The following is a 21,566-nucleotide window of genomic DNA, read 5'->3' as shown; positions in this document are numbered from 1 at the left end:
AATACTTGCTTTAAAAGCATCTAAAATTTTATATTTCAATTACACCACTGAATACTTCAGTGGCAGGACCTGTTAACCAGATTTCTTCATACTTATTTTCAGCTTTATGAAATGAAACCATTAATTGTCCTCCCGGTGTATGAATATGAACTTCGTTTGCACCATTTGGCAAACCACTTTTCTCTGCATACGCAATCGCACAAGCAGTTACACCCGTACCGCAACTTAATGTTTCGTCTTCAACACCGCGCTCGTATGTACGCACAGCAAGTTCGTTGTGGTTTTGTATTTGAATAAAATTCACATTAATGCCTTTTTCAGAATAAGGTGATGAATAACGCACTGCGCGTGCTTCATTAAGCAAATCAATTGATTGAACATCATTAACAAAACGAGTATAATGAGGAGAACCTGTATCTAAGGTAAAATCCGATTTTTCATTTTTGATACATGTAACATCATTCATTTTGAGTGAAACAATATTATGAGGCAAAACAATTGCTTGATGTTCTCCATCAATAGCCAGAAAATGAAATCTTCCATTTTTTCCTAATCCAAGTTTATGGGCAAAAGCTGTCAAACATCTACCTCCATTTCCGCACATTGTACTTTCATTGCCGTCAGAATTATAGTAAACCATTTTAAAATCATATCCTGTAACTTGTTCCAACAACATGAGTCCATCCGCTCCTATCCCAAAACGCCTGTCACACAGTTTCTTAAACGGCAATTTTGAATATTGTTTAAGACGGTTATCAATAATTACAAAATCATTACCGGTACCTTGGTATTTAACAAAATCAATCTTCATGGAAATGGATAAGTGCGTTGAGTAAATGTTGGTCTGATACCGTTGATAGAGGCTGGAAAGCGCCTCTGTTCATACTAAATTTATAGGCTTGTTTATTCACTATTAAAATTACCTCTTTGTTTTCATTATAGAATGACCTTCCTACATCCGTTGGGTTTATCCCATAAATAGCTAATGTTGGAACTTCATTTTTTATGGCAAAAGAATAAACCTTTGAGTTTAATGGAGACTTCCAGAACTGAATGTGAATATTTGCATACCTCAAATCCTCTTCATCCATTTTATTATTTAAAACAAACTGTTCTTCATCTATACGCAATGCTGCAAAGAAAGAATCTACCAGCAATTGCCCTGACATAACCTTAAAGTCATCATTGGCAGCAGAAGGTGCAGCATACACCTCTTTGCGAACAGACACTCCACCGGCAATATCAACAGGAGAAGAATCTTCCTCTACATCATCAGCAGGGACAGACTTTTCGTCTAACATAGCAATTGCAAAATCAGTCGTGTCAGCAACATCTGTTGAAAATGAATCCGAGTTTAAAACTGAGTCAGATGATTGTTCGGCAGCATTAGGTTTCTCTATGTGTGTTTTCTTGAAGGAAGGCTTATTTGCCGGCTTAGTATCATCTTGCATTGCAATACTTTGTTCGGAATCAGTTGCTTTATTTTGCTGTTTAAACAGATTACTTTCAAAAACAAAATACAGCCCGATAAAAAAAACAAGAACAGCAGCGGCAGCCATAGTTCCTTTTTTGCCCCAAATATTCTGAATGTATTTTACTTCCCCTTCGGCAGCAATTTTCTTTTTCAACTCTTCCCTTGCCTTGAATTGGATTCCTGAAACCAGCGTAGAATATAGCTCAAAATGCTGTTTCAACGTTGCATCTTGTTGCAGTTTTTGTTCAAACGCAATTAATTCATCTTGGGTCAATATTCCCTTAATGTACCTATCAAACAATTCTATATCCTTTTCTGTAAGCTCCATATTCAATCAAAGAAATCAGCACTATTATAATTCTCTTCAAACAATGCTTGAAGTTTTTTAAAACACTGGTACTTCTTGCTTTTGACCACATCTGAATTTGCAAATTGCATAATCTCAGCAATCTTTTGTGTTTCCAAATCCTTGAAATAAAAGAGGGTTAAAATCTGGCGACACCCTTCATCCAATCTGTCCATCATTAGCCCAACAACCCTTAACTTCTCATTGCCAAACTCTTGGTGATAGCCCTTCCTGAGTGCGGTTACTTTATCGTTATCAAAGTCAATTCTTGCAGCTTTACTTAATTTTTTCAGCCACATATTTTTGACAATACCCATTAAATATGTTGACAAAAGGGACGACAACTCAAATTCTTTTTTTCTCACATTCTCCCAAACTACAACAACAGCTTCTTGCAACACATCTTCTACGTCCTCAGTTTTCCCATTGTTTCGCATGATGTAATTTCGAACCATAGTATAATTGTCATTATATAACTGAATCAATGCTTTGTCATTGCCCGCTTTCAACTCCTCAAACAATTTCTTTTCACTGATTTTTTTTTCAAAAAGCATTGCAGTTTAGATTTTATTCCAATTAACCGACAAAGGTAAACAAGGAAACAGTTATGGCAATATCAAGGTAAATTATTTTAAAAGGTTGGTTTTTACCCACGAACGAATTAATAAAGGAATAATTTTTGAATAAATTTGGGCGTTCAAACAACATTAAAGAATAAGACAATGAAAAAAATATTAAGTTTACTTGCAGTAGGGACCATTGGTGGATTAGTAGCCATTGGTATTTACACTTATGTTTCTAAACCAAGCAGTAGTAGCGCAGTTGAGCTCAACAATGAACAACGCGCAATGGCGTTTGCTGCATTGAGAGATGCCCAGACCGGCAACAGCATTGACTTTGTACAAGCTGCAGAATTAGCCACCCCTAGTGTAGTTTATATAAAAACTACGATTACTTCCAACCAAGCAAACAGGCAAGGTCCCGGAGGTGCTTCTCCCTTCCCTGATTTTTTTGATTTTTTTGGAGAACATGGATTTAAGTTTGATATGCCACAAGGGCCGCAAGGAGCCAGTGGTTCAGGTGTCATTCTGACTGCAGATGGCTATATAGCAACAAATAATCACGTTGTTCAGGACGCAGACAAAATTGAGGTAACTCTAAATGATAAAAGAACTTATATAGCCGACCTTGTTGGCACTGACCCAACGACTGATTTGGCATTATTAAAAATTAATGAGAAAGAACTTCCTTTTATGCCTACCGGAAATTCAGACTCAATGAAAGTTGGCGAATGGGTAATTGCCGTTGGAAACCCAATGAACCTAAGTTCTACTGTTACTGCAGGTATTGTTTCTGCTAAAGGTAGAAGTCTCAATCTGTTGAGAACAAATAACAATCAATATGCAATTGAAAATTTTATTCAAACTGATGCGGCAATTAACCCCGGCAATAGTGGTGGAGCTTTAGTAAATACTAAAGGAGAACTCATCGGAATAAACACTGCAATAGCCTCTCAAACCGGAAGTTTTATTGGGTATGGTTTTGCAATACCTATCAATTTGGCAAAGAAAGTCTTAGATGACATCAAAGAATTTGGTGGAGTACAAAGAGGTTTACTTGGTGTTTCCATCCAAGACATCACAAGTGAGCTTGCAGAGAAAGAACATATTAAAGGACTTAAAGGTGTTTATGTTCATGATGTCGTTGACAATAGTGCTGCACAAAAAGCCGGTATTAAATCAGGTGATATCATCCTTAAAGTGAATAAGAAGGAAGTCAATTCCAGCTCATCACTACAAGAAGAGATTGGCAAATACCGTCCAGGTGATAAAATTGAACTCTTGATTAACAGAAATGGTGAAAACAAAACATTGTACGCTACCTTACTTAACAAGGATGGTAATAATAAACCGCAAGTATTTGCCTCACAAAACAAGAATGAAGCATTAGGCTTGGTTTTAGAAAACATCGATAAACAAGAACTTGCCAGGTTAAATATCAGCAATGGTGTAAAGGTTGTAGATGTGAAAAAAGGTGCATTTTCAGGGAAATTAAGCAAGGGCTTTGTGATTACTTCTATTGACAAAACCAAAGTTTACTCTGTAACCAATGCAATTGCTATTTTACAGAATAAAAAAGGTGGTGTTTTAATAGAGGGTAAGAACACAAAAGGCGAAACTGAAGTAGTTGGGGTATTAGTTGATTAACGAATACTAATTATATTTTTTCAAATCCTGTTCGATATATTCGGGCAGGATTTTTTTATTGCAATAAATGCAAAATCGACTCCGGCATTAATCCTTTTACCGATTTACCTGCTGCCAACAAATTGCGAATTTCTGTTGAAGAAACCGAAAGCATTGGAGTAGAATGTATATGAATGTTGGGATGGAGACTAGTAAGATTCTCTGTCCCGGGACGTTGGTATATTTCAATAGAATGCTGTTGTAAAATTTCATCAATTTGTTTCCACTCCATTAATCTGGTTAAATTATCCGAACCTATAATAATATAAAATTTCGCTTGCGGATAACGTTGCTTTAATTTCTCTAATGTTAAAAAAGTATAAGAGGGTTTTGGCAATTTAAACTCTATATCAGATGCAATAAATTTAGAATTATATTCAACTGCTTTTTGAACAAGCATAAAACGCTTGTGCTCTGACCACAAATCTTTTAATGATTTAAAGGGATTTTGAGGAGAAACAATAAATAGAATTGAATCTAAACTTAACGTTTGAAGCATATATTCTGCAATAGCGAGATGTCCAACATGAATGGGATTAAACGAACCAAAGAATAATCCAATCTTTTTCACACTAAGACACTTTTAATGCTTCGGTTTTCAGCAGATTACATATTTTATATCTCTCATCCATAGTATCCTCATAAACTGCTTTGAGCAAAGCATAGACATTGTATTCCCCTATTTTCTTTGCCCATTCAAAAGGACCCAAAGGATAAGCAGTGCCCAACTTCATCCCCAAATCAACATCACTTCTGCTAGCAGTACCTTCCTGAACAGTATAATATGCCTCATTAATAATCATACAAACTACACGGGGTGTAACCATTCCCACCCTATCATCTACCCTTAAAGCCTCCTTAAAATTTAATGAGTGAACCACATTCTCCGGCAAATTAATTCCTGCAGCAGAGGAATATTCCAACGTTGTTCTTGGAAGCAGGGTCGGTAGTGCACAAATACCAAATACTTGATTACGTTTTGTGTCAAAATGAATGGATGAGAGTTGGATAAAGGTTGCTCCCAACAAAAAAACACTTGCATTAACTTTGTTTAAATATTGCCAATGCTTGTGCGTGTCTTTATCAAAATCAAGGTCAATTAATATATCAAAACTTTCATTTGAAGGGATTTTATCAATTTCAAATATTCTAGTATTATTGCCTTGCGAAATAACGATAATTAGTTCTTCACAAAGTTTTTCTGTTCCTATGATTGCAATATTCATTCAGGTTAGTAAAAGTACGTGGGCAAAATTAACGTTAAAACAGCAAGAAAATTCAACAAGAAGAATATTATGACACACAAAGTAATTACATCACCCAATGCACCAGCTCCAATTGGACCTTATAGTCATGCTAGAGAATTGAACGGGTTAGTTTTTGTTTCCGGCCAAATTCCTTTAAATCCAGCAACCGGCAAAATGGTACAAGACAGTATTATAGCAGAAACAGAGCAAGTTATGCAAAATCTAAAAGCCATTTTAACAGAAGCCGGACTCAGTTTTAATGAAATCATTAAGACAACAATTTTCATTACCAGCATGAGCACTTTTCAGGAAGTAAACAAAGTATATGCAGGCTATTTTGACGGAATGTTTCCTGCAAGAGAAACAGTACAAGTGGCAGCGTTACCCGCAGGGGCAAGAGTTGAAATAAGTTGCATTGCAGGCAGATAAAACAAGGACAGATTAATTCTGTACCCAAGGCGTAATTATTACAAATGAAGGAATTTCTACTTCAAATTCCTCATATTCAGAAAAATTGAAGAAAGTATAAACTCCTGACATTTCTCCTTTCGTAGAGTTTAACCGACAAAATGATGTATAAGTATAAACGTCTTCCGGTTCTAAAACGGGCGTTTCTCCCACCACTCCTTCTCCTTCAACCAATCTCTGTATTGGATTGACTGTGATATAGTCAAGTATATTCCACTTTCGTCTAAGCAATTGCACCCTGAATGGTGATTTATTTTCAATCGTGATCATATACGAAAAAATAAATTCATTTTGATGTGGAACTGACATATTAGGCTCGTATTGTGCAACAACCCTTACCAATATATCATTTGTTGTCTTTTCGGTCATTTCCATTTAAAGGTTGAAATTATATGATAAATATCGTCTTGAATAAATTGATATACCGGTGCAATTGAGTCCGGCTCTGTTTGAGTATTAAAATATAACGCTCCCCTAAAGTATCGGTGGCTATTGTCAGTGAGGAAAAAGTTGATATTGGTTGCAGTGTTCCCTCGTAGTTGAAAAATCATCCCGCTGATACTATCACTCTTAGAACCAATTTCAATCTCTTCTATATCATCAGCTCTTATTATGTGTTTATACACCAACTTATGTGTATCTTCATACAAAGAATCATACTCTTGAGGTGTAGTATATTCATGATAACTAATATGCAAGGTTGCATTAAAAGGCACAAAATTAAGATTGTACCAACAAGGCTGGTTGTCGGTATATGCAGGATCTTTCTGCATTTTGGCATAAGTCGGTTTTGAAAAAGTATAACCGCACTGCGCTGAATCAAAGATATCATACACTTTTTCAGGGAAATAAATTCGAGGATATCCTTTTGTTCTCGGACTTAGCGCTGTATCACAAGCACTTATAACCAACATTAATCCCACAAGTAAGAGTAATAAAACAGGAGGATAACTTAATTCTTTGTTCATTCTAAAACCAAATTTCTACCCCTCAATATTAAAATTATCTTCATCAAATTCATTAAAAAGTGGTTCAATATCTTCATCCATATCTTCACATCGGACTTCATTATCACTTTGTGATTTTACAGCATTACCTTTTAGATTTAGTACCTGAAACAAACTTGCTCTAATCTTAGTTCTATATTGCTTATTTCCTTCAACATCTGTTGATATATCACACTTAATTCTGCCTTCAATATAAACCACCCTACCTTTCCTGAGTATCTTAGATGCATTTTCTGCATTCTTATCCCACATTTCAATATTATGCCATTCAACCTGCTCAACTCTTTCTCCAGTCTTTCGATTGAGTGAAAATTCATGAGTTGCAAATGGAAAATTAACGACACTCCTACTATGCGTACCCATATTCAAGGTCCTTAACTCTAAGTCCTTACCCACTCTACCCACAAGAATTACTTTGTTTATCATGATAAAAAGCTAAAGTTGATTAATGTATTTCTGCATTAATTGATGAATAGGATAATTTCTTATTTCTTCAAAATAAATGTCAAAGGTAATTAAATTTTCAAATAATGGCAGCCTGTCAAGAGATATTTCCCAAAACTGAGCAAAAATGGTTTTATGTGTAAGCTGATGCTTTGTCTCATACTTTTTACTCATCCGTTTAATAAGACAGTTTTGATTCTTGAGCCAAGATAACACTTCTTCTTTGTCGATTAAATTCGTTCCTTGCAAACATGGAAACTCATATAATCCTTTCCATGTTCCTTCCTTACGTAAATATAACATTGTTTTTCCTTCTGAATCAACAAAGTGTAAATAAGAAATAAACAAATGCCGGGGTTTAGCCTTTTTAACTTTGACAGGAAAGAAACCTTGTTGATTGTTTTTGCATGCAAAGCAATGAACATGAATCGGACAATCAAAGCACTTAGGACTTTGTGGCAAACATATTAATGCTCCTAACTCCATCAACGCCTGATTAAAAATTGAAGATTTACACTGACTCACAACAGGTTGTAAAATATCAGTAATCAGCCTACGCACTTTTTCACTTGGCACAGGGTCGTCAATTCCAAACAGTCTAGTAACGACTCTATATACATTCCCATCAACAACCGGCACCGGATAATCATTTGTAAATGATGCAATTGCATTTGCCGTATAATGCCCAATTCCCCTAATTTTCATCAACTCTTCTGGGGGATAATGAAAACTAGAATGAAAATTTTCCACGATTTGTTTTGCACCTTTGTGTAAATTTCTTGCTCTGGAGTAATAACCTAAGCCTTGCCAAAGCAGGAGCACATCATGTTCATCTGCCTCTGCTAAACTTTCAACTGTAGGGTATCGTTCAATAAAACGCAGGTAATATGCAATTCCTTGATTTACACGCGTCTGCTGCAGAATTACTTCTGATACCCAAATCAAATAACCATTTTTTTCATCACGCCATGGCAATTCCCTTTTGTTGTTCAAATACCAATTAATCAACTCAATATACCAACTCATCCGATTGCAGTGCCAATATTAAACAAATTGAACACTTGTTTGTTAAAGACGAATTACTAATTTTGCCCTACTAATAATTAAAACACACAGTCATGACAAAAGCCGAAGTAGTAGCAAAAATTGCTGAAAAAACAGGCACGGAGAAAGCAGTTGTTCTCGAGACTGTTGACTCATTCTTTGATGTTGTAAAAGACTCAATGAGCAAAGGCGAGAACATTTTTTTCAGAGGGTTTGGGAGTTTTATTTTGAAAAAAAGAGCTAAAAAAATTGCGAGAAACATTACCAAAAATACTGCAATGGTTGTTGAAGCGCATTACATTCCAAAGTTTAAACCAGCCAAAACCTTTGCTGATAAAATAAAAAGAATTAAAGTCAAATAATGCTCTCTAAGCCTCTATTTCGCCTTGCTATTATTTCTATAATAATAGCGATTGGAATCCTACTAATATTTCAGAACTGGAAAACTTCAAAAGCAAACATTACTAAAACCACAAAACCCGCAACCAGTCAACCCGTTTTTTCAGAAGAATCATACCTGCTCGCTATTTCAGAAGAAATATCAGAATTAGGGTACAACATTGAAACAGATTTCCCTTTACAAGCAAAACTAAGTAGCGACTCTATTAGCACCCTTATTGAAAGAGCTATCAATTCCGGTTTGGTTTCAACGGTTGCATATTACAATGACAAACTTGCAGAAATGCAACAAAATGATAGCCTGCGTTTGCAAGCAGCACGTTATTTAATTGTGGCAGACAGATTTACAAAAGAAGACTCCCGAGGTACACTCTTCTTATTAAAAGCAAAAGCAATTTTAGAAAAGATATTAACCAACAATCCTAAGAACCTTGATGCAAAGACACTAAAAGGCTTTATATTAGTACGAACTCAACCTGTATCAATGGAAGGAATCAGTGTGTTACAAGAAGTGTTGTCAGAAGACCCAAATAATACTGATGCGTTATATATGTTAGGGGATTTTTCTATTGAATCAGGACAATTTGAAAAAGCATTAGAACGTTTCAAAAAATTACTATCTTTGCAGCCCTTTAATTCTGACTACAACTTTAAAGTCAGTGAAGTATTCAGCAGAATGAACATAAAAGACAGTGCTGATTACTACTTGAAACGAGGCACCGAGTTCAGAACAAAGGAAACATTAAAAGGACAGTAAAATTTAATTTTAAAGATATATGCCAAGCGGTAAAAAAAGAAAAAGACATAAAATTTCAACTCACAAAAGAAAAAAGCGTTTAAGAAAGAATCGCCACAAGAAGAAATAGTCTTCTATTCATTTTATTCTTTATAAGTTTGGTCAACGAATTATTCATAGAAAGAGTTGCCGGACAAACAAAAATCGCCTTATTATCCGACAAAAAATTAGTGGAGTACCACAACGAAAGTGGTAACGAATCTTTTAAAGTTGGGGACTTATATCTGGGCAAGGTTAAACGAGTTGTTCCGGGAATTAATGCTGCATTTATAGACATAGGTGACACAAGGGATGCTTTTTTGCATATCCACGACCTTGGTGTTAAATTTCTTACATATAATAACTACTTTAAAACTGCGCATCAAGCAGGTGTTAAAAATACCAAGCTTGACAATATAGAATTTCAACCTGACACATTTAAGGGTGCTCCCATAGGCGACTATGTTAAAAAAGGGCAACTCATCATGGTTCAGATTCTCAAAGAGCCTATTCATAACAAAGGTGCGCGTGTGGGTTGCGACATTTCATTTGCAGGTAGGTATTTAGTTTTAATGCCATTTTCTCAGCAGCTTTCTGTTTCTCGAAAGATAGGAAATCCTGAAAAAAAGAAGGAAATTAAAAATCTCTTTAGAGACTTTCGACCTCAAAACTTTGGGATTATTGTTAGGACCGTTGCTGAAGAAGCGACATATGAAGAGGTCAAAAATGACCTACAAGAACAACTTAAAAAATGGGATTCTACTGTAAAAGCCTTACATAATGCCAATCACAGGACAAAGTTACTGAGCGAAGGTTCTAAGATAGAGGTGATTCTGCGTGATTTACTAAATGATAGTTTTGAAAATATCTGGGTAAACGAAATGCCCTTGATGGATGAAATCCGTCAAATAGTTAATCGTATTTCACACGGTAAATCAAACTTAGTAAAACTGTACAAGGGTAAAGCGAGTTTGTTCGAGAACTTTGATATTGACCGACAAATCAAGACTTCATTTGGAAAGAAGGTGCCTTTTTCTGCCGGCTCATATCTTATCATTGAACATACAGAGGCATTACATGTTATAGATGTAAACAGTGGTCGTCAACTTAATGCAGGTGAAAGTCAACAAGAGATTTCTCTGCGAGTTAATCTTGAAGCAGCACAAGAAATTGCTCGTCAATTAAGGCTCCGCGATATGGGTGGGATTATCGTTGTTGATTTTATTGACCTTAAATCACCGCTACACAAAAAACAACTCAATGAGAAATTGCTTGAATACATGAAAGCCGACAAGGCACGACACAGTATTCTGCCAATGAGCAAATTTGGTTTAATTCAGATAACCAGAGAAAGAATCAGACCTGAGACTGTGATTATTACATCTGAGGTTTGTCCTGCTTGCAACGGCTCCGGCAAAGTTGAGTCTGCTAACCTACTTGAAGACAGAATTGATGAAGCACTTGCCTATCTGTATATGAACCAAAATATGAAGAAATTAACGCTGGTTTGCAATCCCATTTTGAAATCATATTTCACAAAAGGTATAATTACTATTCGCATGAAATGGTTTCTCAAATACGGCAAATGGCTCAATATACGTGATGACAAACAAACTCCATTGGGACTCTTTGCATTTGAGAACCAAGCCGGAGAAGAGATTGTGTTGTAATTATCTTTTTACAGCAGAAATTGCTTTTTCATAAACCTCACAATAGCCGTGCAAAGCACTATGAATAGAGAATTGTTTTGCTTGAACCAATGCATTGCTGCTAAACTGCCTTAGTCGTTCTTCTGAAGAAAGAATATATATTGCTTTCTCTGCCATTCCTTGAACATCTCCTACCGGGAGTAAAAAACCCGAAAAAGCTTCTTTGTTTACTTCGGGTATTCCACCAGCATTGGTTGAAACTACAGGAGTGCCACATGCCATTGCTTCCAAAGCTGCCAAGCCAAAACTTTCTGTCTCGGATGTCAGAAGGAATAAATCACAATTGGCAAGTATCTCATACACTGCTTCTTGTCTGCCAAGAAAAACAATATCGTTACATAGACTCAGTTGTTGACACAAGGCTTCAATTGCATCTCGCTCCGGACCATCGCCAATAATAATCAGTTTTGAAGGCAATTGTTTACGAACCTTATTAAATACCTGTATTACATCTTCAATTCTTTTTACTTTCCTAAAATTTGAGCTATGCACCAAGATTCTCTCTCCATGCGGGGCAATGGATTTCCTGAAATCATTGTCTATCACTCTTTCATTTTCCTCAATATGGACAAAGTTATAGATTACATTGATGTGATTTCTTATATTAAAAATTGTCAAGGTATCCGACTTCAAGCTTTCTGAAACCGCAGTTACAGCCTCCGAATTGTTAATTGAATATTCCACAACCGGTTTATAAGTGGGATTTCGACCCACAAGCGTAATATCTGTGCCATGAAGAGTAGTAACAAGAGGAATATGAATCCCTTTCTCCTTCAGAATCATCTTTGCCATGATTGCAGCCGATGCATGTGGGATTGCATAATGGGCGTGAAGAATATCCAAGTTTTGTCTCATGACAATATCTACAATTTTGCTTGCTAAAATTGTTTCATAAGGCACATAGTCAAACAAAGGATAGGATTTAACCGAAACCTCATGAAAAAAAACATTCCCATGAAAATGTGTCAATCGAGCAGGAATATTATAAGAGATAAAGTGTACTTCATATCCTTTTTGAGCTAGAGCTTTGCCTAATTCAGTTGCCATGACCCCACTTCCGCCAAAAGTTGGATATAATAAAATTCCAATTTTCATTTGAGTCGCAAAGTAAATAAATTACTCATAGGGGCGGTATAACTATTAGCTGTTTATACAGAAAATTAAACTACTTTTGACATAAACAAACGGACTGTTTCTTATGAAAAAAACATACTTCTTTCTCATAATTTTACTTGCCCTGATCAGTTGCACTGTCAACACAAAAGATCGTATTAAAAAGGGCTATCTTCCTATTTATGCAAACGATGTTGAAGAGTTATTTATTCAAACAGCACCCTCTAAATTAAAAAACCCCGGCAAAATTTATATTTACAACAACCTTTTGTTCATCAACGAGAGAGGAGAAGGCATACATGTACTTGACAACACAAACAATAAACAGCCCGTCAATCTTGCATTTTACAAAATACCAGGTTGTTATGATATGGCAGTAAAAGCAAATACGCTTTTTGCCAATGTGGGCTTCAATTTAATAGCAATAAACATTGCCGACCCTATAAATGCAAAATATGTAAGCATGATTGAATCCAAAACAAACAACAATTCCAATCCTGATGTTACAAGCTCAATTAGAAATGAGAATGGAGAAATTATTTTTAAATGCCCTGACCCGGACAAAGGAATGGTGATTGGCTGGAAATTAGGTGAAATTGAAGGAGAATATTGTACAATTAGATAATCTGAATACTATGAAAAGACTTTCTATAATAAACACAATTGCATTAGCAATGCTTTCATTCTGTATAGCTTCCTGTTCAAAAGATATATCTAACCCTACCGGTAATTCAAATGGCAATACTGGAAAGAGTGGATCCTATGCGCGTTTTTCTATTGTAGGCAACTACTTATATTCAGTGAGCAGCAATAATGTAATAGTATATGACATTTCAGACCCTGCCAACATTAAAGAAAAAAATACAGTTCCCATTAATGGTTCAGGATTTGACAGGAATGTTGAAACAGTGTTTTACTATAATGGGCATTTATTATTTGGAACCCAGTTTGGAATGATAGTGTACTCATTGGCAAACCCTGAATCACCACAATATGTGAGTGGATTCAGCCATATCATCGGATGTGACCCCGTGGTAGCAGAAAATGATTTTGCCTATGTAACCATCAATGGAGCCACAGGTTGCAGAGGGTCTATTAATGAATTACATATTTTAGACATTTCTAACATCGACATGCCAAATTTAGTAAAGACAGTGCACATGACCTCTCCCAGAGGACTTGGCATTGACAATAACATTCTATTTGTTTGTGATGGGGACAAACTATTGGTAATGAAGGTAAATGACCCAAATCCTGCGAACCCTAAACAGATAAATTCAATAAATGTCAGTGGTCCTTATGATGTGATTCCTTTCAACAACAACATCATATTGAGTGCACAAGACGGTATCTTCCAATACGATTATTCCGACCCTACCAATCTTACTCTCAATAGTAAGATTTCTGTAAGTAAATAATGGCAGTGTAGAATTTCTGTCTTATCACAAACATTTACGATAGTGAAAGTGTAATTAGAATACACCTATCTCAACAGCCCTTTTGAATTTTTGGAAAGAGAAAAAATATATGACTTATACTGAAATAGGTTGACAGAAATGTTAACCTAATTTTACACAAAATGAGTCAAAAAAGAAAAACAAAAGAAGAAATTGTTGCCGAGTATTTAAAGGTAATTACACGTATCGGAAACTTGGCTTGAAATATGATATTCCATTTCGCAGTATTTTGATTGGGTTTTGGAATATCAAGGGCAAAAACCAACACGACAGAAAAGAAGCACGAACCGGTAACATATAGGGATTAAACATAGTTCCACTTCGATTGAATCCTGTGTTGAATGCGGCTTCTACTTTAATTAGATGAACAGTTTTGAAAATCCCATTACAACAGCTTCTTCTTTGATAATCTGCAAACATCCATTAAAAAATATCCTATAAAGAAATCCTTAAATTTGCAATAAATGCCTAGTTTAACAACGAATATTAACTACATAATAAGTTATTTTACAGACTGTCGTTACGTGCAATATAAACAGAATCTATGATTTCTAATCAAGCTACAGAAGTTCTTATCGAACCCGTATTAACTTTAATCGTTTATAAAAATAAATTTAATGAAGTAAACGATAAAAAACATTTACTTGCAATATAGACAATAAGACAATGGCAAAAAACTACAAAATTGAAAAATCTAAAACTACTGGATGGTGGGTTTGGACTTGTAAAGATGGTTCCGGAGGCGGCTCTTCAACAAGTAAAAAAGAAGCTAAAGCTCAAGGAAAAGCAAATTGTCCCTCTGGCGAGATAATTCTAACTCCACCTAAATATGATGCTGACTTTACCGATGGTCAATTAAATAGTTTTTCAGTAGCTAATCTTGACAACCTTATTCAAACATTCTCCCCTACTGAAATAGATGAGGAAATGTTCGCATTCTTCTTCGGATTAAATTGTGAACCCTATTTAGATTATGATGAAGAAGAAAGGCTTATCACAATATTTAAGATTTGGGGTGTTTATTTGAAAGGTGGTACTACCAAACCAGATTTAAAATCACTTTACAATTTAACAGAAATTGAATTTCAAAAATTAATCATTAAAGAAAGACTATATAGATGTTGAAATATTCATTGACGATTTTGATAATTTTACTTGGAATTTCCCAGTTTAGTCTGACTAATCGTTTTAGTAAACCTCGAAAAATTCCACCAGGTACAGAGTTTGTTAATCATCTTGGATACTTTGTCGATAAAAAAGTTGTATCTATAATTGATTGGAAAGAGTTTTATTGGTACACTAAACATAATCTCGGAGATTCTTCTGCGCTATTTTGTTTGCCAGACACTAATGTTATTAAGGTTTATTACGGTAAGAATGTTTATTATAGTGAAAATGAAACAGATAAAAAACTTCCGATAGTTGGTGTTACACCTGACCAAATTGAAAAATATTCAGAATTCAGGACAGAAGCAGTTCGACAGTTAAAAGGATTCATTGGTAGCAATATAACTTATTATCCTCTTGACTCTACAACATATACATATTTGGGAATAGCTGACAGAAGAAAGAACATAATCAATATTTCATCAGAAGTGCCTGAAATAATTTACTACAACAAAGTTCAAAATATTTCCACTAATAACGAAATTCAACCATATAAAAGCAATTCTAATACTGTTTTTGGATTTAGATGCATAGCTAAATTTAACTGATCTTCAAATCAACTTTTTAAACGGTTAATTTGCATCTTTAAGCATCTGATTAAATTTAATAACACATTGACTATTAAACCAGAACAAAATTTAGAATACTGCTGCTAACAGCAGCTACTCAAAAGTGGCGGCTCAGTGGTTAAATCAAGTTTTGTGCTTCTATCGTACTTTGTGCTTGGTTGACAGTGAAGTGCTTCGAAGTCGCCACCTTCGGGTAGCTGCAAAACGTAAAATTGTCGCAAAACCACCCTATTTATCTACTCATTGATTGTTAATATTTTACCGATTAAAAAACTAATTTATGTTTTTGAATTTCAGTGTATTTACATTTTGAAATACATCATTGGTTAAAAAATACTTTTGTATTCAATCACGCTGTAACGTTTTTTCGGGACGAGACATCGGATGAACGTTCATAGACTCAGATTCCACAAGCTCGCAAACATGCAATCGTTCACATTATCTGACACCATACCCTCTGCTAATCCCTTATTCCGGCAATCAAACGAAAGAATGATAAAATTTCCAAAAAGCGATTTACCCTTATTTAAAATGATAATAAATAAGTACATTTGCACCGATGGCAAAAGCGCTGTGCGAACTAAAAAAGGGTGAAAAAGCCACACTTAAGTGCGTGAACAATCCTCAACTTGAACTCAAAATGCTTGAGTTTGGATTTGTCAAAGGTACAACTCTTACTGTAACAGGTTGTGCGCCCTTTGGCGACCCTGCGATCATTGAATGTACATGCACTAAATTAATTCTTCGCAAGAGCGAAACTTCTCAAATCATGGTTGAACCCCAAGTATAATTCACATCAAATTGGAAGCAGATACCCCAAGAATATTACTTGCAGGAAACCCAAATTGTGGTAAGACATCTATTTTCAACATACTTGCAGGCTTAAATCAGAAAGTTACCAATATTCCGGGTACTACGGTTGAGAAAGTTTCCGGAACTATCAAAGTCAATAACAAGTCCTATACACTGGTAGATTTACCCGGAGCATACAGTCTTTTTCCTAAGTCAGAAGATGAACTTGTGGCTGCTAATGAAATTCTGAATGCAAAGAATGATATGATAGTCTTTGTTGCAGATGCAACAAGATTAGAAAGCAACCTTTTTTATTTTTCTCAAATTGCTGATTTAGGAATCCCCATAATGTTGGCACTCAATATGGTGGATTTGGCTCAAAGCAAAGGAATTCAAATAGATATTGACGCGTTGTCGCAAAGACTGGGAGTGTTGGTTGTTCCAATCAGTGCACTCAAATCAACCGGTATTGACACATTAAAGAACACTATCCATAAAGTTGTCTTTCCTAATCAAACCCCGTTCTATGCAAGTTTTGACAATTCAGGAATAGCATACCCGGAGTTTGTGGAACAGCAAATGTTGAGTAACCAAGAACATCTTGATGAAAACCGTAAGATAGATGCCGGAAAAAGGCAAAGAATGATTGCTGAAATAATTAAAACATCAGTAACTCGCCTACCCTATAAAAAAAGATTGGTTGAAAAATTAGACCAACTCCTGATACATCCAATCTGGGGCATAGTAATAATGTTAGCAGTAATGACAGTGATCTTCCAATCGGTATTTATGTTAGCAGAACTTCCAATGCAAGGAATAGAATGGATTTTCATTAAGGTAGGAGGGTTCATCAAAAATGCTTTAGCACCCGGTTTCTTTAATGACATGGTTGTAGAAGGCATCATATCAGGATTAGCCGGTGTGGTAGTCTTTGTTCCGCAAATAGTAATATTATTTTTCTTCATAGGGCTTTTAGAAGAAACAGGATATATCACCAGAATCAGTTTCTTATCAGACCATTTCATGCGCAAATTTGGATTGAGTGGAAAATCAGTCATTCCAATGACCGGAGGATTAGCATGTGCAATTCCTTCCATCATGGCAGCACGCACTATTGAAAACAGAGCCGAAAGACTTGCTACTATTTTTATTATTCCCTTAATGACATGTTCTGCTCGCTTACCGGTTTATACGTTACTGATTTCTATGTTAGTCCCGGAAGACAGTTATGTATGGCTATTTAACACACGCGGCTTAGTTTTGATGGGCATGTATTTATTGGGATTTGTGTCTGCATTATTATTTGCGTTGATTTTCAGACTCTTTATTAAAGCAAAAGCGAATCACTTTTTTGTTTTAGAAATGCCTGAATTGCGTCCACCACGCTGGAGACCGTTGTTCTATATGCTCTATCGAAAAAGCATGATGTTTTTAAGCGGAGCCGGAAAAGTTATTTTGATTGTCTCGCTCATTCTATTCTTATTAAAAAGCTTTGGACCTGCCGGTCAAATGCAACAAATTAAAGAACAGTATGCAACTGAATATGGAAACTCACTCAGTCCCGAAATTGAGCAACAACAAAATGCAGAGCTGCTCGAAGCCTCTTGGATTGGCAAAATCGGAAAGATAATTGAACCTGCTATCAAACCATTGGGATACGACTGGAAAATTGGGATTGCACTCACAACATCCTTTGCTGCAAGGGAGGTCTTTGTCGGCACTATGTCTGCAATATACGGCTTAGCTGATGATGATGAAGGCGTAGGGTTACGTGAAATGTTACAAAAACAAAAAGACCCAACAACAGGGCTTTCCATATACACATTCCCTGTATTAATTTCTTTGCTATTATTCTATGCTATTGCGCTCCAATGTGCGAGTACTGTTGCAGTTGTATATAAAGAGACTAAAAGTATTAAATACACTCTTATTCAGTTGGTATCAATGTATGGAGCTGCTTATTTTGTGTGCATGGCAGCATACAATTTATTGAGTTAATCATGACACATAGCTGGTTAGAACTATACGACTTAGCTTGTTCTCAATTAAAACATTTAGAGGATAATGTTGCTATTTCTAAGAGATTAATTGAAGAAATGAGCGGGATGAGTTTAACCAAGATTCGTCTTAAAGAAATACAGCCCAACCCTCAACAAGAGAAAGAGTTTAACATCACACTCAAGCGACTGCAAACCGGTGAGCCCTTGCAATATGTTTTAGGTTATGAGTATTTTTTAGGAATGAAACTCAATGTTAACTCTTCTGTGCTTATTCCACGTCCCGAAACAGAAGAACTCGTACTTTTGACAAAGAAACTATTTAATAATACACAACCTTCCAAAGCAATAGATTTTTGTACCGGCAGTGGATGCATTGCGCTGGGTTTAAAAAATATTTTTCCTCAGGCGACAATTTGGGCAACCGATATTAGCAAAAAAGCACTTAGTACCGCATTAACAAACGCACTTCAAAACTTTGGAACTAATCATGCCATTAAATTCATTGAACATGATTTACTCAACCAAGCACAGTTACCACATGAGCCATTATTTGATTTAATTGTATCTAATCCCCCTTATATCACAAGAGAAGAAACATCAACAATATCTCCCAATGTCCTTGAATTTGAGCCACATTTAGCTTTGTTTGCCGAAGGCGATGATTCGCTGATTTATTATCGTGCATTATTGTTGATGGCAAAAAAAAATCTTGCTTCACAAGGCAAGATGATATGCGAAATCAATCCTATGTATGCAACATCTTTGCAACATATAGGCGATGAAGCACAATTTCATTCAGAAATTATTCAAGATATAATTGGCAAGAACAGATTTTGGCTAATTAAACATAAAGTGTAAAAGATTAAAAACCATCGAATAGTTCGATGATTACTAAAATCTGAAAACAAAATCACTCTTATTCATAAAATTCTTAATATTGAAGAATGAAAACTATAGTCATTGCTTCTGCCTTAATATTGTTCACCAACAACGCACTCCATTCTCAAGGCATTCTTGATAGAATTAATAATAAGATAAATGTGAACATCAATATCGGAACTGATACTAAAACAAACAAAGTTGAAGATTCTGATACAGGAGGAGTTAACCAATTTGTGATGCCGAATATAGGTGGGTTCGGTGGAAATAAGAACTGCAAAGTTGAAAAGGAATACAACTTTCAAACCGAGTACATTATTGATATGTATTCCGTTAAAATAGATGCAAAGAAGAAAGACAAGGATAGTTTCAATATGAATATGTCTATGTTATATCAAAAAACAGGTTTGCAATTTGGGAGCATCATCCATTATACAAGCGTAAGTGAGGAAACCAAAGACATGAAAATGATTACAAATATGCAAGATAGCTGCGTTACAACACTAATGCAAACAGGTACTAATAAAATTGGAATGTCAATTTCATTAAAAGGCAAAATGAGCGAGGAAGCTGAAAAGAATAAGATTAAACTTTCTAAAACAGGAAAAACAAAGAAAATCTTAGGAAAAACTTGCTACGAATATGTGGGTGAAAACAGCAAACAAAAACAAACGTTTTGGGTAGCCGAAGGAGACATTAAAATATGGGAAGAATACATGCAAAATGGCATGTCAAATGTGCAAAAATCAGATTTTAAAGGAGTGAATTTTAATGGAAAAGGCATGCCTTATGAATCAATTATAGAAGATAAGGAAGAAAAAACTACTGTATATATGTTTGTAAGGGAAATTAAGCAAAACCAAAACATCAAGATTAGTACAGAAGGTTATATGTTTTACTAAGTTCGGTAGTTTTACTTATTGAGATTTTCTTTTATAAAAATCCTCATCTTTAGGTTTTAATTGGATTTGCCAATGAAAACCATCCAACACTTTCTCAGATTCAGGTATTTCCTTAGGGGGATAAAGGACTCCTTCCGGTTCCGGTTGAGGATAAAATCGAATATTATGAATACCTGAACTATCCATAAAGATCGTTATCGCACCACTTGCAATACGATTAACACCAGTATATGCAGCAGTATCAGACTCGTCCTCGCGCACATAATAGATGGATTGCCCTTGACCAAAAAGATTCACTTTTCTTAATTTACCATCCACAAAGTAATTATAGATTTGATTTCCTGCCATTTGATTAAATCTATCCTCTTCCAACCAAGAAGCAACAAAACCATTGTTCCGCACAAACATATAATCCAATTTCTCATCTTTCATGTACACACTGATTGAATCTCCGGTAATTTGATTGTTCTCATTCCAAAGTATGGGTTTTTCCAACATGAGCATCACCGAATCTTTCATAAAGTAAATCAGTGTATCACATTTACCTGCAATACGTGGAGAAAGTATTTGAGCATTTCTATATGCCAATAATTTCTTTATTGATGTATCCGAATAATAGTAGAATGTATCTGCCAACAAAAGCATAGTGTCATTGTCCAACATTCGTTCACTCATAGGGAAGCCGGTAATAATAGTTTCACGCTTCTTCTCCATATACAAACCATTTTGTCCATACACAGTAATCTCTTCGGCAGTATCATTCATTACAATGTTACCAAATGCCTCTCCATCACCTGAGTTTCTATTATAAAAAAAGCTATCCGCAGTGATATCAGAAGATTCTCCAAAAATGGTAGCTCGCCTACTAAATGAAGCAAGATTTGAAGCAGTATTGTAATATCCCCAAACACACTCAATTCGGTTTTGTTCACTCTGTATAACAGTAGGTCCAAAGAAGTAAGCAGTTCTATAACTTGTATTGTATTGCAATGTATCTCCGGTCATAGTATATTCAGGATTTACAAGGACAACATTTTCTTTAAAAGAAGCCACATTCGTCCTTGAATTATAATACCCTTTGTTACTGGTCAGGCGATCATTTTCATTAACAATCAATCCTCCTGCACTATAAGAACCACTTTTATTTTTCGTATCATAATCAATAAAAGGAGTAGTTAGGGTCATTTTTTGGTCTGTAAGAACCACATCCCCTGAGACTCTAGCTATTTTAGTCTTTCCATCATAAAAAACGCGATTTCCTCTCATATCAAAGGTATCAGGCTGATATATATATACTTTTCCGATACCATCAACTGTATTGTATTTGTCGTTAATGACTGCCGAATCACATTGAATAAAAACTCCTTCATGCAATACCTTAATATTGCCTTTGCAGTACTTTGACTGAGACGCTGCATCAAAACGCAATTCATCAGTATTAATTATCTGTATTTTTTGAGCCTTTACTTGCAAAAAACAAGTAAAGGCTAAAAAGAAAAGTATGGTACACCTCGCTACTGACACAATG

General features: G+C 35.4%; 24 protein-coding genes. 13 read left to right on the top strand and 11 right to left on the bottom strand.

All coding sequences use genetic code 11. The features are described 5' to 3' along the window. Window positions 1-28: 28 nt before the first annotated feature. Genes dapF through M0R38_02695 form a run of 3 tightly spaced genes read right to left on the bottom strand, consistent with a single transcriptional unit; the run spans window position 29 to window position 2,374 of the window. Complete coding sequence (dapF, locus tag M0R38_02705; protein ID MCK9480655.1) at window positions 29-811, bottom strand: diaminopimelate epimerase; 783 nt, start codon at window positions 809-811, stop codon at window positions 29-31. After that, window positions 801-1,802: a hypothetical protein gene (locus tag M0R38_02700; GenBank protein ID MCK9480654.1), complete on the bottom strand. Its 1,002-nt coding sequence runs from the start codon at window positions 1,800-1,802 to the stop codon at window positions 801-803. The genes dapF and M0R38_02700 overlap by 11 nt, the downstream gene beginning before the upstream one ends. A gap of 2 nt (window positions 1,803-1,804) precedes the next feature. After that, window positions 1,805-2,374 carry a sigma-70 family RNA polymerase sigma factor gene (locus M0R38_02695; GenBank protein MCK9480653.1) on the bottom strand — a complete coding sequence of 190 codons (570 nt, stop codon included), beginning with the start codon at window positions 2,372-2,374 and terminating at the stop codon, window positions 1,805-1,807. Between the two features lie 168 nt (window positions 2,375-2,542). Here M0R38_02695 and M0R38_02690 point away from each other — a divergent pair, with 168 nt between their 5' ends. Continuing rightward, window positions 2,543-4,027 (top strand): Do family serine endopeptidase, encoded by a 1,485-nt coding sequence (locus M0R38_02690; protein ID MCK9480652.1) that lies wholly within the window; start codon window positions 2,543-2,545, stop codon window positions 4,025-4,027. A 55-nt stretch (window positions 4,028-4,082) separates the two neighbouring features. Here M0R38_02690 and nadD read toward each other — a convergent pair whose 3' ends face one another. Continuing rightward, window positions 4,083-4,637, bottom strand: coding sequence for a nicotinate (nicotinamide) nucleotide adenylyltransferase (gene nadD / locus M0R38_02685; protein ID MCK9480651.1), 555 nt, complete (start codon window positions 4,635-4,637; stop codon window positions 4,083-4,085). A 1-nt stretch (window position 4,638) separates the two neighbouring features. Beyond that, the gene (locus tag M0R38_02680) at window positions 4,639-5,292 is read right to left on the bottom strand and encodes a 3-hydroxyacyl-CoA dehydrogenase family protein (GenBank protein MCK9480650.1); all 654 of its coding nucleotides are present in this window, start codon (window positions 5,290-5,292) and stop codon (window positions 4,639-4,641) included. A gap of 69 nt (window positions 5,293-5,361) precedes the next feature. On the opposite strand from M0R38_02680, the gene M0R38_02675 reads away from it, so the two are divergent. Then, window positions 5,362-5,742 (top strand): RidA family protein, encoded by a 381-nt coding sequence (locus M0R38_02675; protein ID MCK9480649.1) that lies wholly within the window; start codon window positions 5,362-5,364, stop codon window positions 5,740-5,742. A gap of 12 nt (window positions 5,743-5,754) precedes the next feature. Here M0R38_02675 and apaG read toward each other — a convergent pair whose 3' ends face one another. Genes apaG through mutY form a run of 4 tightly spaced genes read right to left on the bottom strand, consistent with a single transcriptional unit; the run spans window position 5,755 to window position 8,258 of the window. Next, complete coding sequence (gene apaG, locus M0R38_02670; protein ID MCK9480648.1) at window positions 5,755-6,156, bottom strand: Co2+/Mg2+ efflux protein ApaG; 402 nt, start codon at window positions 6,154-6,156, stop codon at window positions 5,755-5,757. Then, window positions 6,147-6,749 carry a gliding motility lipoprotein GldD gene (locus tag M0R38_02665; GenBank protein ID MCK9480647.1) on the bottom strand — a complete coding sequence of 201 codons (603 nt, stop codon included), beginning with the start codon at window positions 6,747-6,749 and terminating at the stop codon, window positions 6,147-6,149. Before M0R38_02665 ends, apaG begins: the two co-directional genes overlap by 10 nt. A 15-nt stretch (window positions 6,750-6,764) precedes the next feature. Next, window positions 6,765-7,214, bottom strand: a complete 450-nt coding sequence (ssb, locus tag M0R38_02660) for a single-stranded DNA-binding protein (protein ID MCK9480646.1) — start codon at window positions 7,212-7,214, stop codon at window positions 6,765-6,767. A gap of 9 nt (window positions 7,215-7,223) precedes the next feature. Beyond that, window positions 7,224-8,258 (bottom strand): A/G-specific adenine glycosylase, encoded by a 1,035-nt coding sequence (mutY, locus tag M0R38_02655; GenBank protein MCK9480645.1) that lies wholly within the window; start codon window positions 8,256-8,258, stop codon window positions 7,224-7,226. Window positions 8,259-8,350: 92 nt separating this feature from the next. On the opposite strand from mutY, the gene M0R38_02650 reads away from it, so the two are divergent. The 3 genes from M0R38_02650 (at window position 8,351) to M0R38_02640 (ending at window position 11,120) form a co-directional block, all read left to right on the top strand. Beyond that, window positions 8,351-8,638: an integration host factor subunit beta gene (locus M0R38_02650; protein ID MCK9480644.1), complete on the top strand. Its 288-nt coding sequence runs from the start codon at window positions 8,351-8,353 to the stop codon at window positions 8,636-8,638. Continuing rightward, the gene (locus M0R38_02645; GenBank protein ID MCK9480643.1) at window positions 8,638-9,432 is read left to right on the top strand and encodes a tetratricopeptide repeat protein; all 795 of its coding nucleotides are present in this window, start codon (window positions 8,638-8,640) and stop codon (window positions 9,430-9,432) included. Before M0R38_02650 ends, M0R38_02645 begins: the two co-directional genes overlap by 1 nt. A gap of 137 nt (window positions 9,433-9,569) precedes the next feature. Further along, the gene (locus M0R38_02640; GenBank protein MCK9480642.1) at window positions 9,570-11,120 is read left to right on the top strand and encodes an Rne/Rng family ribonuclease; all 1,551 of its coding nucleotides are present in this window, start codon (window positions 9,570-9,572) and stop codon (window positions 11,118-11,120) included. Here M0R38_02640 and bshA read toward each other — a convergent pair whose 3' ends face one another. Beyond that, window positions 11,121-12,254, bottom strand: a complete 1,134-nt coding sequence (bshA, locus tag M0R38_02635; GenBank protein ID MCK9480641.1) for an N-acetyl-alpha-D-glucosaminyl L-malate synthase BshA — start codon at window positions 12,252-12,254, stop codon at window positions 11,121-11,123. It lies immediately after the preceding gene. A 103-nt stretch (window positions 12,255-12,357) separates the two neighbouring features. Here bshA and M0R38_02630 point away from each other — a divergent pair, with 103 nt between their 5' ends. The 8 genes from M0R38_02630 to M0R38_02595 all read left to right on the top strand — a co-directional run bounded on the left by M0R38_02630 (window position 12,358) and on the right by M0R38_02595 (window position 20,038). Then, on the top strand, window positions 12,358-12,897 hold the full coding sequence (locus tag M0R38_02630) for a hypothetical protein (protein ID MCK9480640.1): 540 nt from the start codon (window positions 12,358-12,360) through the stop codon (window positions 12,895-12,897). Window positions 12,898-12,907: 10 nt separating this feature from the next. Beyond that, window positions 12,908-13,690 (top strand): hypothetical protein, encoded by a 783-nt coding sequence (locus tag M0R38_02625; GenBank protein ID MCK9480639.1) that lies wholly within the window; start codon window positions 12,908-12,910, stop codon window positions 13,688-13,690. Between the two features lie 705 nt (window positions 13,691-14,395). Next, window positions 14,396-14,854, top strand: a complete 459-nt coding sequence (locus tag M0R38_02620; GenBank protein MCK9480638.1) for a hypothetical protein — start codon at window positions 14,396-14,398, stop codon at window positions 14,852-14,854. A gap of 8 nt (window positions 14,855-14,862) precedes the next feature. After that, window positions 14,863-15,444 carry a hypothetical protein gene (locus tag M0R38_02615; protein MCK9480637.1) on the top strand — a complete coding sequence of 194 codons (582 nt, stop codon included), beginning with the start codon at window positions 14,863-14,865 and terminating at the stop codon, window positions 15,442-15,444. 580 nt (window positions 15,445-16,024) lie between these two features. Continuing rightward, window positions 16,025-16,255, top strand: a complete 231-nt coding sequence (locus M0R38_02610) for a ferrous iron transport protein A (protein MCK9480636.1) — start codon at window positions 16,025-16,027, stop codon at window positions 16,253-16,255. 11 nt (window positions 16,256-16,266) lie between these two features. Next, window positions 16,267-18,255: a ferrous iron transport protein B gene (gene feoB / locus M0R38_02605; protein ID MCK9480635.1), complete on the top strand. Its 1,989-nt coding sequence runs from the start codon at window positions 16,267-16,269 to the stop codon at window positions 18,253-18,255. Between the two features lie 2 nt (window positions 18,256-18,257). Beyond that, window positions 18,258-19,115 carry a peptide chain release factor N(5)-glutamine methyltransferase gene (gene prmC / locus M0R38_02600; protein MCK9480634.1) on the top strand — a complete coding sequence of 286 codons (858 nt, stop codon included), beginning with the start codon at window positions 18,258-18,260 and terminating at the stop codon, window positions 19,113-19,115. Window positions 19,116-19,201: 86 nt separating this feature from the next. Beyond that, window positions 19,202-20,038, top strand: a complete 837-nt coding sequence (locus tag M0R38_02595; protein ID MCK9480633.1) for a hypothetical protein — start codon at window positions 19,202-19,204, stop codon at window positions 20,036-20,038. A 15-nt stretch (window positions 20,039-20,053) separates the two neighbouring features. On the opposite strand, the gene M0R38_02590 is transcribed toward M0R38_02595, so the two are convergent. Next, the gene (locus M0R38_02590) at window positions 20,054-21,562 is read right to left on the bottom strand and encodes a hypothetical protein (GenBank protein ID MCK9480632.1); all 1,509 of its coding nucleotides are present in this window, start codon (window positions 21,560-21,562) and stop codon (window positions 20,054-20,056) included. Window positions 21,563-21,566: the final 4 nt, after the last annotated feature.

It is taken from the genome of Bacteroidia bacterium (genome assembly GCA_023228875.1).
Taxonomy (GTDB): domain Bacteria; phylum Bacteroidota; class Bacteroidia; order NS11-12g; family UBA955; genus JALOAG01.
Note: the sequence above shows the minus strand (reverse complement) of the source record. Positions and strands in the feature narration are given on the sequence as shown.

Bases quoted from the DNA above. Each gene is read 5' to 3' on its own strand.
- ssb (MCK9480646.1), bottom strand. From the start codon at position 7,214: ATGATAAACAAAGTAATTCTTGTGGGTAGAGTGGGTAAGGACTTAGAG.
- mutY (MCK9480645.1), bottom strand. From the start codon at position 8,258: ATGAGTTGGTATATTGAGTTGATTAATTGGTATTTGAACAACAAAAGG.
- dapF (MCK9480655.1), bottom strand. From the start codon at position 811: ATGAAGATTGATTTTGTTAAATACCAAGGTACCGGTAATGATTTTGTA.
- M0R38_02645 (MCK9480643.1), top strand. From the start codon at position 8,638: ATGCTCTCTAAGCCTCTATTTCGCCTTGCTATTATTTCTATAATAATA.
- M0R38_02610 (MCK9480636.1), top strand. From the start codon at position 16,025: ATGGCAAAAGCGCTGTGCGAACTAAAAAAGGGTGAAAAAGCCACACTT.
- M0R38_02680 (MCK9480650.1), bottom strand. From the start codon at position 5,292: ATGAATATTGCAATCATAGGAACAGAAAAACTTTGTGAAGAACTAATT.
- M0R38_02595 (MCK9480633.1), top strand. From the start codon at position 19,202: ATGAAAACTATAGTCATTGCTTCTGCCTTAATATTGTTCACCAACAAC.
- M0R38_02700 (MCK9480654.1), bottom strand. From the start codon at position 1,802: ATGGAGCTTACAGAAAAGGATATAGAATTGTTTGATAGGTACATTAAG.
- prmC (MCK9480634.1), top strand. From the start codon at position 18,258: ATGACACATAGCTGGTTAGAACTATACGACTTAGCTTGTTCTCAATTA.
- bshA (MCK9480641.1), bottom strand. From the start codon at position 12,254: ATGAAAATTGGAATTTTATTATATCCAACTTTTGGCGGAAGTGGGGTC.
- apaG (MCK9480648.1), bottom strand. From the start codon at position 6,156: ATGGAAATGACCGAAAAGACAACAAATGATATATTGGTAAGGGTTGTT.
- M0R38_02665 (MCK9480647.1), bottom strand. From the start codon at position 6,749: ATGAACAAAGAATTAAGTTATCCTCCTGTTTTATTACTCTTACTTGTG.
- M0R38_02620 (MCK9480638.1), top strand. From the start codon at position 14,396: ATGGCAAAAAACTACAAAATTGAAAAATCTAAAACTACTGGATGGTGG.
- M0R38_02690 (MCK9480652.1), top strand. From the start codon at position 2,543: ATGAAAAAAATATTAAGTTTACTTGCAGTAGGGACCATTGGTGGATTA.
- M0R38_02695 (MCK9480653.1), bottom strand. From the start codon at position 2,374: ATGCTTTTTGAAAAAAAAATCAGTGAAAAGAAATTGTTTGAGGAGTTG.
- M0R38_02625 (MCK9480639.1), top strand. From the start codon at position 12,908: ATGAAAAGACTTTCTATAATAAACACAATTGCATTAGCAATGCTTTCA.
- M0R38_02675 (MCK9480649.1), top strand. From the start codon at position 5,362: ATGACACACAAAGTAATTACATCACCCAATGCACCAGCTCCAATTGGA.
- M0R38_02650 (MCK9480644.1), top strand. From the start codon at position 8,351: ATGACAAAAGCCGAAGTAGTAGCAAAAATTGCTGAAAAAACAGGCACG.
- M0R38_02630 (MCK9480640.1), top strand. From the start codon at position 12,358: ATGAAAAAAACATACTTCTTTCTCATAATTTTACTTGCCCTGATCAGT.